The sequence below is a fragment of the Streptomyces sp. PsTaAH-124 genome (assembly GCF_000373685.1).
Taxonomy (GTDB): domain Bacteria; phylum Actinomycetota; class Actinomycetes; order Streptomycetales; family Streptomycetaceae; genus Streptomyces; species Streptomyces andamanensis.
In genome coordinates this window covers 247,098-261,078 of the sequence record NZ_KB892162.1, presented here as the reverse complement: position 1 = coordinate 261,078, position 13,981 = coordinate 247,098, and the positions used below count along the sequence as shown (strand labels likewise).

The following is a 13,981-nucleotide window of genomic DNA, read 5'->3' as shown; positions in this document are numbered from 1 at the left end:
GTGCCGTGCTGTGCTCAGTTCACATAGACCTCCGCCCGGTCGACGCTCACGAAGGACGCCTGGGACTGCCCGTCGTGCTCACCCGTGACCCGCACCCGCAGGGTGTGCCGTCCGGAGGGCAGCCGCGGACTGAGGTACTGGAGCGTCTCCCCGGTGCGGATCGCGCCGTAGTAGTCCAGCCGCTGCTCGGGACCGCCGTCGATGCTCAGCGCCGCGTAGCCGTTGCCCGTGTCCCGGACGGACAGCAGCGCGATCCGGGTGCCGGTGAAGGTGAACGTGGCGGTGTTCTGCGCCCGGTCGCTCCAGTGGTCGTCGCCCCAGAAGCACTGCACGGCGCAGCCGGACCCCGCGTTCCAGGTGCCGGTGTAGGCGACGCTCCCGGCGCCGTTCGAACGGCCGTCGTCGTTGATCCAGTAGGCGCCCGGACCCGGGTCGCCGGACGGCAGGTCCTGGGTGGCGCCGGTGGCGAGCGGTACGCCGAGGTCGGGGCTGCCGTCCGGGTGCCAGCCGATGCGCTGCGCCCGGGTGGTGCGGTCGCCGTAGGTGTAGGCCGAGGTGGTCTTGGCGTGGTAGACGATCCAGTCCTCGGTGCCGTCCGGCGAGCGGAAGAAGGCGTGGTGCCCGGGGCCGTACACGCCGTGGGCGTCGGCGCGGGAGAAGACCGCGCCCTGGTGCTGCGTCCAGTTGCCGGGCACCAGCGGGTCGGCGCCGGACGGCAGCGACATCATCCACACCTGGTAGTCGGGCTTGCCCGTGTCGCAGGTCGAATACGTCATCCAGGTGCGGCCGTTGCGGTACAGGAACTCCGGCCCCTCCCGGACCTCCGGGCAGCCGCCCGCGCCGTCGATCGCGACGGCGTCGCCCGAGACGGTGTACGGGTTCGACAGCGGCGCGATGTTGAGACCGTTGTGCTGGTACGCGTTGATGCCGCTGTAGGCCAGGTACAGACGGCCGTTGTGCTGGAGGATGCCGGGATCGATGGCGAAGTCGGCGGCGTGGTTGGGCGGCGCCAGCTTCGCCTTGAAGTGGTAGGGCCCGGCCGGGTCGTCCCGGTCGGACTCCGCGACGTAGATCCGGTGGTGGTCGTCGGTGCCGTCGTCGGCGGTGTAGTACAGGTACCAGCGGCCGTCGAAGCGGTAGAACTCCGGTGCCCAGATGTCCCGGTCGCGGGAGGCGTCCGTGTCGGTCCAGACGGTGACCGGATCGGCGGTCAGCAGGGTGCTCAGGGACGGCGAGCGCCACATGCGGATGCTGCCGCCCTGGGTGGTGGTGAGGTAGTAGTTCCCGTTCCAGTACGTCATGAACGGGTCGGGGCCGGTGTTGAGCGGGTTGCGGAACGTGCCCGCGGCGGCGGCGCGCCCGGAGGCCGCCGCGGCGGCGGGGTGCACCGCTCCCGTCCCGGCCAGCAGCAGTCCGAGCGCGGCCAGCAGGCCGAGCAGGCGCAGGCGGAGTGCGCGCCGGTGCCGGTGTGGGGGAGGCGGTGTCCGGTGGAGTCGTGTGCGCATGGGGGGCTCCTTCTCGGGGACCGTGGTGCGCGGAGCGCGAAGGCGCTTTTCATCGTTGCAATGTCGACGGTGCGCCACCGTAGGACGGTGCTGAAAGGCCGTCAAGGCGGCGTGGTGGCCGCACGGCGGGGCGGGGAGGGGCGACTCCGGGGCACGGGCGGGGTGTTTTCGCAGGACATGGCTTGCCAGAGCGGAGCCCGGCCCCGTATAACGTGGGAAATCCGGTACCGGGCCGGGCCGGGCCGCCGGACGGCCGGTGCGCCGGGGCCCGGCTGTCGGGCGGGGGCGGGGTGGCCGTCGGCCCGGGGCCCTGCCCCGGACGGGGAGGAACAGCGTGCGGGTGAGCCTGAAGGACGTCGCGTCGCACGCGGGTGTCTCCATCAAGACCGTCTCCAACGTGGTCAACGACCATCCGCACGTCAGCCCGGCCATGCGGGCGCGGGTGCAGAAGTCCATCGACGAACTCGGCTACCGCCCCAACCTCACCGCCCGGCATCTGCGCAAGGGCAGGACCGGGATCGTCGCCCTCGCCCTGCCCGAACTGGGCAATCCCTACTTCGCCGAACTGGCCGCCGAGGTGGTCGACGCGGCGGCCGCGCACGACTACACCGTCCTGCTCGACCACACCGGCGGGCGGCGCGACCAGGAGGCCCTGGTCAGCCAGGGCTTCCGGGCCAGGGTGATCGACGGGCTGATCCTGAGCCCCATCGAGCTGGAGGCCGAGGACCTGCGCGCGCGGGCCGAGCCGGTCCCGCTGGTGCTGCTCGGCGAGCGCGAGTACGACCTGCCCCACGACCACATCGCCATCGACAACGTCGCCGCCGCCCGCGAGGCGGTGCGGCACCTCATCTCGCTCGGGCGGCGCGACATCGCGTTCCTGGGCGCGCGGCGCGGCCGCAGCCAGCCCGCCCATCTGCGGCTGCGCGGTTGGCGGGAGGCGCTGGACGCGGCCGGACTCGTCGCCGACCACCGGCTGGTGGCGGCCACCGACGGCTGGGGCCACGCCGACGGGGCGGCGGCCATGGCCCGGCTGCTGGACGCCGGGCACCGGCCCGACGCGGTCTTCGCCTACAACGACCCCATCGCCATCGGCGCCATGCGCGTCCTGGCCGAACGGGGGCTGCGCATACCCGAGGACGTCGCCGTGGTCGGCTTCGACGACGTGGTCGAGGGCCGCTTCGGCGCCGTCACCCTCACCTCGGTCTCGCCCGACAAGGCGTCCATCGCCAGGATGGCGGTGGAGTCGGTGCTGTCCCAACTGGACGGCGCGCCCCGGAAGGAGGGCCGCCGGATCCACGCCGGCCACCGCCTGGTCCGCCGGGAGAGCACCCTCGGGTTCGACGCCCCGCCCCCCGCTCCGGCCTGACCCCGCCGCGGAGCGGAGCCGTGCGGCCGGTCAGCGGCTGGTGCCGAAGTCCTGCGTCCAGTAGCCGCCGGGCTGGGCCAGGCCCACACCGATCTCCTTGAACGCGCAGTCGAGGATGTTGGCCTTGTGCCCGGGGCTGTCCATCCAGGCCGCCATGACCTGTGCCGCGTCGGTGTAGCCGTAGGCGACGTTCTCGCCGTAGGTGCTCCAGGTGTATCCGGCGGCGGTGATCCGGTCGCCGGGCGCGGATCCGTCGGACCCGGTGTGCGACATGTTCCGGTGGGCCGCCATGTCCTCGCTGTGCGCCTGGGCGGCCGCCGCGAGCGCCGGGTTGGCGGTCAGCGCAGAACAACCCGCCTTCGCCCGCTCGTTGTTGACGAGCGCCAGGATCTGGGCGGCGGAGTCCGACGGGGCCGAGGCGCTGGGAGCGGGGCTGTCGGAGGCGGTGGGGGACGCGGTGGTGGGGGCGGGCGTGGTGGGCCGGGCAGTGTGCGAGGAGACCGGAGCGGCGGAGGCGCCGCCGTGGTGCTGCGCGGCGGAGCCGGGCGCGGAGGAGGCGGGGACGGCGGGTGCGGCGGAGCGGCGGGCCGACGCGTCGCGCGGGTGCGGCACGGCCGGGGTGCCGGGGGAGGAGGACGCGGCCGGGGAGGAGGGCGCGGACGCGCCGGGCAGGGCCGTACCCGCACCGGCGGTCGGGGACGGGGTGACGGAAGCGGGTCTGCCGCTCGCCGCGCCGGGTGCGGAGCCGCCCCACGCGGACGGGTTCCACTGGACCGAGGGGATCTCCTCGGCGACGCGGTGCGTCTGTTGCGTTCCGCCGCCCGGCCAGCCGCCACAGGCCAGGGCGGCGGACGGGATGCCGACGACGCCCACGGCGACGGCGGCGACGGCTATCCGCCGGTGGTACTGATGCTTGCGATGCTTGCCCATGCGTGACCTCACTCGGTAGTCGCCGAGCGCCTTCCACCGGGTGGCTCCGTGCGGAGTGCGCCTTCTGAACTGCGGCGATGCCTGCGAGTGGTCATCTTGGGACGGCGTCGAGCAGGGACGCAAAGAGCTGTGCTACTACGCTCCCTCGTAGCCTCGCGCGGCCTTGCGGAGCCGCCGCGGTCCGTGCTGATCACCACAGCCCGGCCGGTACCGGGGCCTGGTCACACGTCAGAAGCCCCCGGTGCGCGGGAAGGAGGAGAACGGCGGTGCGCGGCACGGCGAGCCGCCGCGCACCGCCTCCCGCATCCGCATCAAGCCGGACAAGTCCCCCATGTCCCCGGTGTGGCGCCTACTAACCGCGGGGCGTAGTAGCCGGACGCGCTGTGATCGATGTCACGGCCCCCGGGCCGGCCGCAGTCGTGCGGGCGGCGTGCGGTGTCCGTCGCTGACGAGCGAGCGCGGCGGCCGCAACCGGTCGGCGGACACGGCGAGTTCGATGCCGGGGAACCGGTCGGAGAGCCGGGACGGGGCGGAGTGGTGTCGGCCTCCGTGCGGGCGCGAGCGCCACGCGGAAGCAGCAGCGTGCGCCGTACCGAACGCCCTGTGGTCCTCGACCGGGCGGGTGGCGTGGAAGCGGTCGGCGCCCGGCCCGTGCCGGTCGGGGTGGCGGTCCGCGGCGCGGCAGGAGGCGACGCCGCGGGCGGCTCAGACCTCGCCGAACGCGGCGGCGTATCGGATCGTACCGGCCGGAACCGGACGGGTGTCGTCGAGGGACAGGGCCATCATCGCCTCGTCGGGCACCTCGAAGGGGGCGCGGATGCCGAAGCGGGAGGCCGGGGTGAAACCGAACCGCGGGTAGTACGCGGGGTGGCCGAGGACGACGACCAGGTGCTCGCCCCTCGCGCGGGCGGCGTCCAGGGCGGCCCGGACGGCGGCGGAACCGGCGCCGGTGCGCTGGGCCGCGGGCAGCACCGCGCAGGGGGCCAGGGCCAGCGCGGGCCGGTCGCCGATGTGGCACCGGGTCAGCAGCGCGTGCCCGGTCACGGTGCCGTCGGGAGCGGTGGCGAGCAGGGAGAGCCCGTCGATCCAGGCGGCGGGGTCGGCGCGCAGCGCGTCGACGAGATCGGCCTCCGCCGGGGTGGGGAAGGCGGCGAGGCTGACACCGCGCACGGCGGCGGCGTCGGCGGCGGTCTCGGGCCGGGTGGTCCAGTCGGTCATGGGGGCCACGGTACTCACGCGGCGGCGGTCGGCCGCAGGTGCTCCCGGTACTCCCGGGCCGCTGCCATCAGCGCGTCGAGGGCGTCCCTGGTGCGCGCGAGCTCGGCGATGTGCGCGGAGAGCCGGTCGCGTTCCTGCGCCATCCGCTCCAGCGCGGCGTCGGAGTGCTCCTCGCTGGGCGCGTCGACGCACGGCAGGACTTCGGCGATGGTGCGGCTGGACAGCCCCGCGGCGTACAACCGCTGGATGAACGCCACCCGTTCGACCTCCTCCTCGGTGTAGTGCCGCTGGCCGCCGGTGCTGCGGGAACTGCTGAGCAGGCCCTGCTCCTCGTAGTACCGCAAGGACCTGACACTGACCCCCGTGCGCGACGCGAGCTCCCCGATCCGCATACGATCCTCACCTCTGTGACCTGCGGCACAACACTTGCCTCTGACATCAATGTGAGGTTCTAGCGTAACCGTCGTGCCCGAGAGCCGGGCACGGCAGAGCGCGACGGAGTCCTGACATGACGACCCTCTTCGACAGCTACCGGCTCGGGGACCTGACCCTGCCCAACCGGGTGGTGATGGCTCCGATGACCCGGGTGCGGGCCGCCGCCGGGGGACTGGCGACGCCCTCGATGGCGGCGTACTACGCCCAGCGGTCGACGGCCGGACTGATCGTGTCCGAGGGGGTGCAGCCGAGCCTGGTCGGACAGTCGAACCCGGGGACACCGGGGCTGTACACCGACGAGCAGGTCGTGTCCTGGCGTCCCGTGACCGCGGCCGTGCACGCCAACGGCGGCCGGATCTTCGCGCAGATCATGCACGGCGGGCGGGTCTCGCACCCCGACACGACCGGGACGCGGCCGGTGGGACCCTCGGCCGTCGCCGCGACCGGCGACGTGTTCACTCCCTCCGGGCCCCGCCCCGCACCCGTGCCGCGCGCCCTGGACACCGCCGAAGTGCCCGAGCACGCCCAGGCGTACGCCCGAGCGGCCCGCCGAGCCGTGGACGCCGGTTTCGACGGCGTGGAACTGCACGGTGCCAACGGCTATCTGATCTCGCAGTTCCTCTCCTCCAACGCCAACCTCCGCACCGACCGCTACGGAGGCCCGGTCGCCCACCGGATCCGCTTCGCCGTCGAGGCGGTGTCCGCGACCGTCGACGCGGTGGGCGCCGCCCGGACCGGCATCCGGCTCTCCCCGGGCGGCACCTTCTGGGGCGTCGAGGAGCGTGACGTCCCCGAGCTGTACACCGCGCTCCTCGCCGAGCTGGCCCGGCTCCGCGTGGCCTACGTCCACCTGGAGGCGACCGCCGGTGAGGACCTGCTCAGGGAGCTGCGCCGGGCCTGGCCCGGCACCCTCGTCATGAACCCCGTGGTGCCGATGGGGGCCAGGCAGACCGGGCGCACCGACGCCGACCGCTGGCTCGGGCTGGGCGCCGAACTCATCAGCTTCGGCCGCGGCTTCATCGCCAACCCCGACCTGGTCGAGCGGCTGCGCACCGGTGTCCCCCTGGCCCCCGTCGACGAGAGCACGTACTACCAGGGCGGCGACGCCGGATACCTCACCTACCCCACCCACCGGTACACGGCGGCGGGCTGACCGCCCGCACCGGCGCGGTGCGGCGGCGGCGCCGAGGCGGCCTCCGCGCCGGCGCCGGAGCACGGGACGGGGCGCCCGGTGACGTCCCCGGCTCCCCGCCCCTCAGCGCGGCAGGGAGGCGGTGTCCTCCCTGACCCGGTCCAGCAGGGCGGCGGGGGCGGGCGCGCCCTGGAGGGCCGGGAGCATCAGATGCCAGAAGGCGGTCAGCCGGTCCTCGATGAGACGCCGCTCGTCCAGCGCGTCGGACAGCGTGTGCAGACCGAAGAAGGCGGACACCAGCGTCGTCGCGTCCCGGACCGGCTCGGCCCCCGCGGCGAGCGTCCCTTCCGTACGGGCCTCGTCGAGCAGGTGTTCCACCGTGGCGATCCAGTCCAGGAACGGCGGGGGCATCTCCACGTTGATCGACCGGCGTTCGGCCCACAGCCGCGCGCCCGCGCGGACGAACACGTCGTCGCGGAACGCGCGGGCGACCGCGTAGCTGAGCCGCACCAGCCTCTCCAGCGCGGGCGCGCCCACGTTCTCGTGGCGGGCGATCAGCGCGGGCCAGGCGGCGAAATGCGCCTCGACCACCGCGCGCGCCAACTGCTCCTTGCCGGCGTAATGGAAATAGATGGCGCCGCTGGTCCGGGCGGACAGTTCGCTGATGTCGGCGATACTCGTCGCCGCGTACCCCTGTTCGAAGAACAGATGCGCGGCTGCCTGCAATACCGCCCTGCGGGTGTCAGCCGCCCGTTCGTGCACGCGTTTTCCTTGCCCTTGGGGAGATCGCGAGGGGGAATATAGCCCATTTGCGGGAAGGCCGGAAAGGCTCGGCATGCGCACCACGGAATGGTCTTATTAGCATCCCTTCATGGGCTCCGGGCGCAGTTCGCACGCGCCGCGTGCCGTGGACGGACCGCAGGGCTGCGGCGCCGGCGAGACGTGCCTGACACCGTCCAGTTGGTCGCGCACCGTCCCCCGTGAACTCGTCCACCGTGTCTCGGTCGCCGAGGTGCTGCTGACCGACGTACGGCCCTGCGGCCGCCGGGCCTTCTGTGCCGCCGCGCTGTGGCCGCGCTCGCACCCGACGTTCCCGCGCGGACGCGACAGCCGGCACAGCCCGTGGCTGGTCGTCGAGACCGTGCGCCAGCTCGGCATCTACCTCCCGCGGTGCCACTTCGGGGTGCCCGCCGCCGACAGGTTCCTGATCGACGACGTCTCGTACCGGATCGACCCGGCCCGGGAGCCGCGGGCACCGCACGGCGGCAGCGAGATCACCTGCCGGGTCACGGTCACCGGGCTGACCGGGGCCCCCGGCTCCGACCACCCGCGCCGGATGCGGCTGCGGGCCGACTTCCGCAGCGGCGGGCAGGTGTTCGCACGTGCGGACGGCGGGGCGCGCTTCCTGACGGCCGAACGGTACGCGACGGTCCGCACCGTGAGCGCGGCCCCGCCGTCCGGCGCGGGCACCGCCCGCCCCCGGCCCCAGCCGGCCCTGCTCGGCGTCCCGGCGGAGGCGGACGCCCTGGTCGCGCTGGACGGCGGCACCCTGGTGGTGGACCCGGCCGACCTCCGCCACCCGTTCCTGTTCGACCACGAGACGGACCATGTCCCCGGGATGGCCCTGCTGGAGGCGGCGCGGCAGGCCGTGGCCCTGCGCAGCGCAGGACGCCTGGTCCGGCCGCTCGGCGGGCGGATGACCGCGTCGCACTTCACCGAACACGCCCCGCCCGCCGTCGTGGAGAGCGCCGCCTACGGCCGTACGGCGGTCTTCCGCTTCCGCCAGGGCGGCGTGGTGACCGCCGGGGGAGTGCTCCGTTACCAGTGAGGCGTCACCCACAAGTGCGTATTGCGCTGGCAAATGCCTACAGATGAGCCGGTCGAGCGTAACGTTCATTATGTTCCGGTTCCGGAAGCAGGACGGCGCTTCTCGTCCGCGCCGCCCGCCTGTCCGCGCCTGCCGACCGGCCGTGATCGGCAGTGCTTCGCGCTTTGGCCGGCGAAGCACCGCAGCGGCCGGATCCGAGCCGCTGACGGGCGCCCCCACCCCCCAGATGGCACCTCACGCCAAGAACGGCGAAGCACATGACGAAACAGCACACCCTCGATCCCGACTGGGCACCCGAGGCAGTCGTCTTCGACTGCGACGGCACCCTCGTCGACTCCGAACGGCACTGGGAACGCGCCCGTGGCGTCGTCCTGCGCGGCTTCGGCCACGCTCCCGGCCCGGAGTTCGCCGAGCGCAGCAAGGGCCTGCACTACACCGAGTGCGGAGCACTCATGGCCGAAGTGATCGGCAGACCGGACTGCGCCGAGGAGCTGGCGGAACAGCTTCTCGCCGCGTACCGCGCCCTGGTCGCCCGCGATCCGTCGCCCATGTCGGGCGCACGGGAGCTGGTCACCGTCCTCAGCCGCACGGCATCCCTGGCCGTGGCCAGCAACTGCCCCGCGGACCTCGTGGAGTTCAGCCTGGAGTCGGTCGGCCTGCTCCACCACTTCGAGCACGTGGTCGTCCCCGAGGGCCCCATCCGGCCCAAGCCGTACCCGGACACCTACGCCGAGGCCGTCCGCCGCCTCGGCTCCAACGGCGAGAACGCGCTGGCCGTCGAGGACTCGGTCAACGGGCTCCGGGCGGCCAAGGAGGCCGGACTGCGCGTGGTCGGCGTCGGCGCCCGCCCCAGCGCGGACGCCCTCGACCTGTCCTCGCTGTGGGTCCGCGACCTGGAGGACCCCGAGCTCATGGCCTGGGCGAACGGCCTTCCGCCCGCGACCCGCGGTCGCTCCGGTGCCGCCTTCGAGCCGAGCGTGCCGCCTCCGGGAGGCCCGCCCGACACCGACGCCGACGTGCTGCGCTGAGCCTTCGGCCACCGGGCGGTGACCACGCGACGGCGTGCACCCGCCCGGTTCCGGAAGTCCCCAGGACCGCCCGGCCCGCCGTGCGTTCAGCGGCATCGGCGGGCCGGTGCGCACACACCCGGGTCGCACACACCCGGGCCGCGCGGAAGGGGACGCGCGGTCTCAGTTCTCCAGCAGCCGGATCGCGGCGGCCGGGCAGACCGCCGCGGACTCGCGCACCCCTTCCTCGTGCACCGGATCCGGGTCGCTGCTCAGCAGCAGCACGATGCCGTCGTCGTCCTGGTCGAAGACCTCGGGAGCCATCAGGACACACTGCCCGGACGCGACGCACCTGGGCTGGTCCACTTCCACACGCATGGGTTTCCTCGTTCCGTTCGCAGGGGTGTGCTACCAGGTGACCGGGAGTTCGTGGACGCCGTAGACCAGGCCGTCGTGCTTGAACTCCAACCGGTCCATGCCGGTGGCCAGTTCGAGGGTGGGGATGCGGGAGTACAGGGTGCTGTAGACGACCTGTAGCTCGACGCGGGCCAGCGGCTGGCCGAGGCACTGGTGCACGCCGTACCCGAAGGCCACATGGCGGCGGGCATCGCGGGTGAGGTCGAGCCGGTCGGGTTCGGGGAAGGCCTCCGGGTCCCGGTTGGCGATCTCGTTGGCGAAGACCACACCGTCGCCCGCGCGGATCACCTGGCCGTCGATCTCGATGTCCGCCACCGCCACGCGCCGCCGCCCGGAGTGGGTGATGGTGAGATAGCGCAGCAGCTCCTCGACGGCCCCGGCGACGGTCCTGGGATCGTCGGTGTCGCGGAGCAGGGCCAGCTGCTCCGGGTTGCGCAGCAGGGCCAGGGTGCCCAGCGCGATCATGTTCGCGGTGGTCTCGTGGCCCGCACCGAGCAACAGGACGCCCGTCTCGGCCGCCTGACGCTGCGTCATCTCCCCGGTGGCCACCCGCTGCACCGCGAGCTGGGAAAGCAGATCGTCGCCGGGATCGGCGAGCTTGACGGTCAGCAGATCGTCCAGGTAGTCGGTCAGCGCCTCGGACGCCGTGAGCAGTTCCTCCGCCGTGGAGGAGCGGCGGACGATGACTCTGGTGTTGCGCTGGAAGAAGTCGTGCTTCTCGTAGGGGACGCCGAGCAGTTCGCAGATCACGAGGCTGGGCAGCGGCAGGGCGAAGGACTCGACCAGGTCCACCGGCCTGGGCCCGGCGAGCAGGTCGTCGATCAGGCCGTCGACGATCTGCTGGATCGAGGGCCGCAGCGCCTCGACCTTCCTGATCGCGAAGGGAGCCGTCACCATGCGCCGCAGCCGGGCGTGTTCGGGGTCGTCCATGGTGATGAAGGTGCGCCGGGTCTGGTCGCGCACCTTCAGCCCGGCCGTGCGGTGCGGATAGCCGGGCAGGCTGGGGTCGGCGCTGATGCGCGGATCGCCCAGCAGCGCGCGTACGTCCTCGTGACGGGTGATCAGCCACGGGCTGCTGCCGTCCCAGATGCGTACCCGGGAGACGGGTCGGCCGGCCTGGAGGTCCCGGAGCGCGGGGGGCGGATCGAAGGGGCAGCCGGACGCCCGGGGCATCGGGTGCTCGGGCAGCTGGGCCGGCGTGTCCGTCAGTGTGTCGGTCATACCTGCCTCCTCGGCAGAGGGAGCGGTCCCATCACTCCTTACAGTGTTAGGTGCTCAGGGCAACTATATGGACGGGGTCCGGGACGTCAACGACGGCGGGCGTTCGCCGCTGCTATCCGGCCACCATGCGATCGACCACGGCATCCGCCCGTTGCTCGATCCCGTCCGTGTCGACCTCGTAGGGCAACGCCATGGCGATGGCCACGATCCCGTGCAGCGCCGCCCACAGCATCAGGGCGTCCTCCTTGGCGTCCACCTGCGCGGAGCGCGCCCGGTGGCAGGCGGCGAGCGCCTCCTCCCACGCCGCGAGCACCAGCCACACCGGATGCCGGGGCAACTGCTCGCGCGGCCCGGCGACCCGTTCCACGCCGAACATCAGCCGGTAGCGCCGCGGATTCTCCACCGCGAACGCGCAATACCGCCGTGCCATCGCCCGTACGGCCGCACGCGGCCCGTCGTCGCCCCGCCCGGCCTCCCGCAGTTCCCCGACGAGCCGGTCGTAGGCCCGCTGCGTCACCGCCGCCACCAGCTCCGACCTGTCCTTGAAGTGCAGATACACACTCGGTGCCGAGATCCCGACCTCCCGTGCGACCGCGCGCAGCGACAGGGCCTCCTCCCGGCCCGACTCGGCCAGCAGCCGGGCCGCGGCCATCAGGATCTCCTCCTTCAGGGCACCGCCCGCGCCGCGCCGGCTCGGTGCGCGCCGCTTGAACGTGTCGGACACCTCGGCTCCTTCCCGCCGCCCGTGGGGTCACGGCCGCTCGCAGAGCATTATCGGAAACTTCGCAGGCGGCCGGATCCCGCCCTGGCCGACCCGCCCTGGCCGACCCACCGCCCGGCTTGCGCGCCGGAGCGCGTGTTCCGGTGTGCGCCCCACACTGCACATGTGCCCCCACGCCCCTCACACCGGTTCGCGCGCCGGTCCGCACCCGCGCGCCGGTCCGCACCCGCGCTGCGGGCCGCGCCGGGCGCGCACCGCACCACCCGCGACGCTCCGGGAGCCACCCGCGCTCCCGCACTCCCGCGCGCAACATAATGGGTGGATGGAGCCCGAGCCGACCCCGCACCCCGGCGGTCCGACGCTGGCCCACCTCCTCACCCTGGCCGGGCCCGGGATGCTCGACGTGGTCGCCGCACCGCTCGGCACCGACGTCCCGGTGGCCGACGTGGTGGTGCACGACGTCGGCGAGGACCGCGACGACGACTGGGCGGCGCCCGGACACGTACTGCTCACCCCGGGCACGTCGGCCGACTCCCCGGAGGCGGCGGACGTCCTGCGCGCCGCCGACCGGGCCGGGGCCACCGCCGTGGTGCTGCGCTCCGGCGCCCGCAGGCCGCCCGCGGCCCTGGCCGCGGTCGCCGCCCGGGGCCGCACCGCCCTGCTGCTGCGCGCCCCGGGCACCGACTGGACCGAGGTGCTGGGCCGGCTGCGCACCGCCCTGGCGCACAGCGGCGCCGCTGCCCCGGCCGGGATGGCGGGGCTGCGCCTCGGCGACCTGGCGGGACTGGCCAACACCGTGGCCGACCTGGTCGGCGGTGCCATCACCATCGAGGACCCGCGTTCCCGGGTGCTGGCCTACTCCCGGCTGGAGCACGCGGCGGACCCACTGCGCCTGCTGACCATCCTCGGCCAGGAGGTGCCCCGCTGGCGGGTCGCCGAACTGCGCGAGCGGGGCTTCTTCACGGCGCTGTGGAGCAGCGGCGACGTGGTGCGGCTGCCAGCCGACGACCGCTACGCCGAGCGGCTGGCCATCGCCGTACGGCACGGCGGCGAGGTGCTCGGCTCGATCTGGGCCGCCGCCGACGGGCGCCCGCTCGCCGAGGACGCGGCGGCGGCGCTGCGGGCCGCGGCACGGGCCGCCGCACCGCATCTCGTGCACCACGAGACCTGGGGCCGGGAGGAGGCCGGACGCCGCGAGCAGGCGGTGAAGGACCTGCTCGAAGGCCGCCCCGGCGCGCAGCAGGCGGCCCGCGGGCTCGGCGTGGCACCCGAGGGGCCGTACACGGTCCTCGTCGCCGAGGTGCACGACACCCGGAACCCCGGCGGACCCGCCGGTCCGCGCCCGTCCGGCCCCGGTGCGGCCTCCGGCGCACCGGCGGCGGCCACGGACACCACCGGGCACCGTGTGCTGGATCTGCTCGCCCTCCAGGCCGCCGCCTATCTGCCGGGCTGTGTGAGCGCCCGCTCGGGCGGCCGGCTGTTCGTCCTGACACCCGCCGCCGGGGGAGCCGAGGCCGACCCCGCGCGCCGTATGGTCGCCGCCGCCCGCTCCGTACCGCACAGCGTGGTCTTCGCCGGGGTGGGGCAGCGGGCGGCGGACCTGTCGGAGCTGCCCGCCTCCCGCGCGTCGGCCGAACTGGTGGTACGGGTCCTGCGCGAGCGGGCGGCCGCGGGAGGCGGGCCCTGGACCTCGGCCTCGGCGCTCCACCGGGACGTGGTCTCCGAGGTCGCCCTCCTGCGGGTGCTGGACAGCGTCGAGCCCACCTGGCAGGAGATGAACGGTCCGGTGCACGCGATGGTCGCGCACGACCGGACGCACGGCTCCGCGTACGGCGCGTCGGTCGCCGCCTTCCTCGACGCCTTCGGCGACACCCGGGCCGCGGCGCGCGGCCTCAACGTGCACCCCAACACCCTGCGCTACCGGCTGCGCCGCGCCCGGGAACTGTTCGGCGTCGACGTGGGCGACCCCGTGGGCCGGCTGCTTGCGGGCCTCGGCCTCCGCCTCGCCCGGCGCGGCGGCTGACCCGGGCGCGGAAGCTGACCCCGGCCCCTGGTCCAGGCCCCCACCGGCCCGGACCCGGCCCGGTGGATGGTCGGCCATCAAGATCGTTCAGTTGTCGGGCCGGACCATTCCGAGGGCGAGTCCTGGTCGTCTCGGACGAAGACGAGCCCCGCCACCGCGCCCGAAGCTGTTCGTGCGG

13 protein-coding genes are annotated in these 13,981 nt (G+C 74.1%); 5 read left to right on the top strand and 8 right to left on the bottom strand.

Annotation, left to right across the window (positions count from 1 at the left end; translation table 11 throughout):
- Positions 1 to 14: 14 nt before the first annotated feature.
- The gene (locus B086_RS0109525; protein WP_018566187.1) at positions 15 to 1,505 is read right to left on the bottom strand and encodes a family 43 glycosylhydrolase; all 1,491 of its coding nucleotides are present in this window, start codon (positions 1,503 to 1,505) and stop codon (positions 15 to 17) included.
- A 334-nt stretch (positions 1,506 to 1,839) separates the two neighbouring features.
- Between B086_RS0109525 and B086_RS0109520 the strand changes: the two genes are divergently transcribed.
- Complete coding sequence (locus tag B086_RS0109520; protein WP_018566186.1) at positions 1,840 to 2,871, top strand: LacI family DNA-binding transcriptional regulator; 1,032 nt, start codon at positions 1,840 to 1,842, stop codon at positions 2,869 to 2,871.
- Between the two features lie 30 nt (positions 2,872 to 2,901).
- Here the strand turns inward: B086_RS0109520 and B086_RS0109515 are convergent, their stop codons facing one another.
- From B086_RS0109515 to B086_RS0109505, 3 genes are all read right to left on the bottom strand, one after another.
- Positions 2,902 to 3,801, bottom strand: coding sequence for a CAP domain-containing protein (locus tag B086_RS0109515; protein WP_018566185.1), 900 nt, complete (start codon positions 3,799 to 3,801; stop codon positions 2,902 to 2,904).
- A 705-nt stretch (positions 3,802 to 4,506) separates the two neighbouring features.
- Positions 4,507 to 5,019, bottom strand: a complete 513-nt coding sequence (locus tag B086_RS0109510; protein WP_018566184.1) for a GNAT family N-acetyltransferase — start codon at positions 5,017 to 5,019, stop codon at positions 4,507 to 4,509.
- A 14-nt stretch (positions 5,020 to 5,033) separates the two neighbouring features.
- On the bottom strand, positions 5,034 to 5,411 hold the full coding sequence (locus tag B086_RS0109505) for a MerR family transcriptional regulator (protein WP_018566183.1): 378 nt from the start codon (positions 5,409 to 5,411) through the stop codon (positions 5,034 to 5,036).
- A gap of 116 nt (positions 5,412 to 5,527) precedes the next feature.
- Here B086_RS0109505 and B086_RS0109500 point away from each other — a divergent pair, with 116 nt between their 5' ends.
- The gene (locus tag B086_RS0109500; protein ID WP_018566182.1) at positions 5,528 to 6,607 is read left to right on the top strand and encodes an alkene reductase; all 1,080 of its coding nucleotides are present in this window, start codon (positions 5,528 to 5,530) and stop codon (positions 6,605 to 6,607) included.
- 102 nt (positions 6,608 to 6,709) lie between these two features.
- On the opposite strand, the gene B086_RS0109495 is transcribed toward B086_RS0109500, so the two are convergent.
- Positions 6,710 to 7,348: a ScbR family autoregulator-binding transcription factor gene (locus B086_RS0109495; RefSeq protein WP_018566181.1), complete on the bottom strand. Its 639-nt coding sequence runs from the start codon at positions 7,346 to 7,348 to the stop codon at positions 6,710 to 6,712.
- Positions 7,349 to 7,457: 109 nt separating this feature from the next.
- Here B086_RS0109495 and B086_RS0109490 point away from each other — a divergent pair, with 109 nt between their 5' ends.
- Entirely contained in the window at positions 7,458 to 8,414 is a 957-nt protein-coding gene (locus tag B086_RS0109490) for a ScbA/BarX family gamma-butyrolactone biosynthesis protein (protein WP_018566180.1), read from the top strand.
- A 257-nt stretch (positions 8,415 to 8,671) separates the two neighbouring features.
- Complete coding sequence (locus B086_RS0109485; protein ID WP_018566179.1) at positions 8,672 to 9,442, top strand: HAD family hydrolase; 771 nt, start codon at positions 8,672 to 8,674, stop codon at positions 9,440 to 9,442.
- 162 nt (positions 9,443 to 9,604) lie between these two features.
- On the opposite strand, the gene B086_RS0109480 is transcribed toward B086_RS0109485, so the two are convergent.
- The 3 genes from B086_RS0109480 to B086_RS0109470 all read right to left on the bottom strand — a co-directional run bounded on the left by B086_RS0109480 (position 9,605) and on the right by B086_RS0109470 (position 11,783).
- Positions 9,605 to 9,799 (bottom strand): ferredoxin, encoded by a 195-nt coding sequence (locus tag B086_RS0109480; protein ID WP_018566178.1) that lies wholly within the window; start codon positions 9,797 to 9,799, stop codon positions 9,605 to 9,607.
- 30 nt (positions 9,800 to 9,829) lie between these two features.
- Positions 9,830 to 11,059 carry a cytochrome P450 gene (locus tag B086_RS0109475; RefSeq protein WP_018566177.1) on the bottom strand — a complete coding sequence of 410 codons (1,230 nt, stop codon included), beginning with the start codon at positions 11,057 to 11,059 and terminating at the stop codon, positions 9,830 to 9,832.
- A 112-nt stretch (positions 11,060 to 11,171) separates the two neighbouring features.
- Complete coding sequence (locus tag B086_RS0109470; protein ID WP_018566176.1) at positions 11,172 to 11,783, bottom strand: TetR/AcrR family transcriptional regulator; 612 nt, start codon at positions 11,781 to 11,783, stop codon at positions 11,172 to 11,174.
- 319 nt (positions 11,784 to 12,102) lie between these two features.
- Between B086_RS0109470 and B086_RS0109465 the strand changes: the two genes are divergently transcribed.
- Positions 12,103 to 13,803, top strand: coding sequence for a PucR family transcriptional regulator (locus tag B086_RS0109465; protein WP_018566175.1), 1,701 nt, complete (start codon positions 12,103 to 12,105; stop codon positions 13,801 to 13,803).
- The last annotated feature ends 178 nt before the right edge of the window (positions 13,804 to 13,981 follow it).

Coding starts and splice junctions, on each gene's coding strand:
- B086_RS0109475 (WP_018566177.1), bottom strand. CDS start 11,059: ATGACCGACACACTGACGGACACGCCGGCCCAGCTGCCCGAGCACCCG.
- B086_RS0109525 (WP_018566187.1), bottom strand. CDS start 1,505: ATGCGCACACGACTCCACCGGACACCGCCTCCCCCACACCGGCACCGG.
- B086_RS0109505 (WP_018566183.1), bottom strand. CDS start 5,411: ATGCGGATCGGGGAGCTCGCGTCGCGCACGGGGGTCAGTGTCAGGTCC.
- B086_RS0109480 (WP_018566178.1), bottom strand. CDS start 9,799: ATGCGTGTGGAAGTGGACCAGCCCAGGTGCGTCGCGTCCGGGCAGTGT.
- B086_RS0109465 (WP_018566175.1), top strand. CDS start 12,103: ATGGAGCCCGAGCCGACCCCGCACCCCGGCGGTCCGACGCTGGCCCAC.
- B086_RS0109510 (WP_018566184.1), bottom strand. CDS start 5,019: ATGACCGACTGGACCACCCGGCCCGAGACCGCCGCCGACGCCGCCGCC.
- B086_RS0109485 (WP_018566179.1), top strand. CDS start 8,672: ATGACGAAACAGCACACCCTCGATCCCGACTGGGCACCCGAGGCAGTC.
- B086_RS0109515 (WP_018566185.1), bottom strand. CDS start 3,801: ATGGGCAAGCATCGCAAGCATCAGTACCACCGGCGGATAGCCGTCGCC.
- B086_RS0109500 (WP_018566182.1), top strand. CDS start 5,528: ATGACGACCCTCTTCGACAGCTACCGGCTCGGGGACCTGACCCTGCCC.
- B086_RS0109490 (WP_018566180.1), top strand. CDS start 7,458: ATGGGCTCCGGGCGCAGTTCGCACGCGCCGCGTGCCGTGGACGGACCG.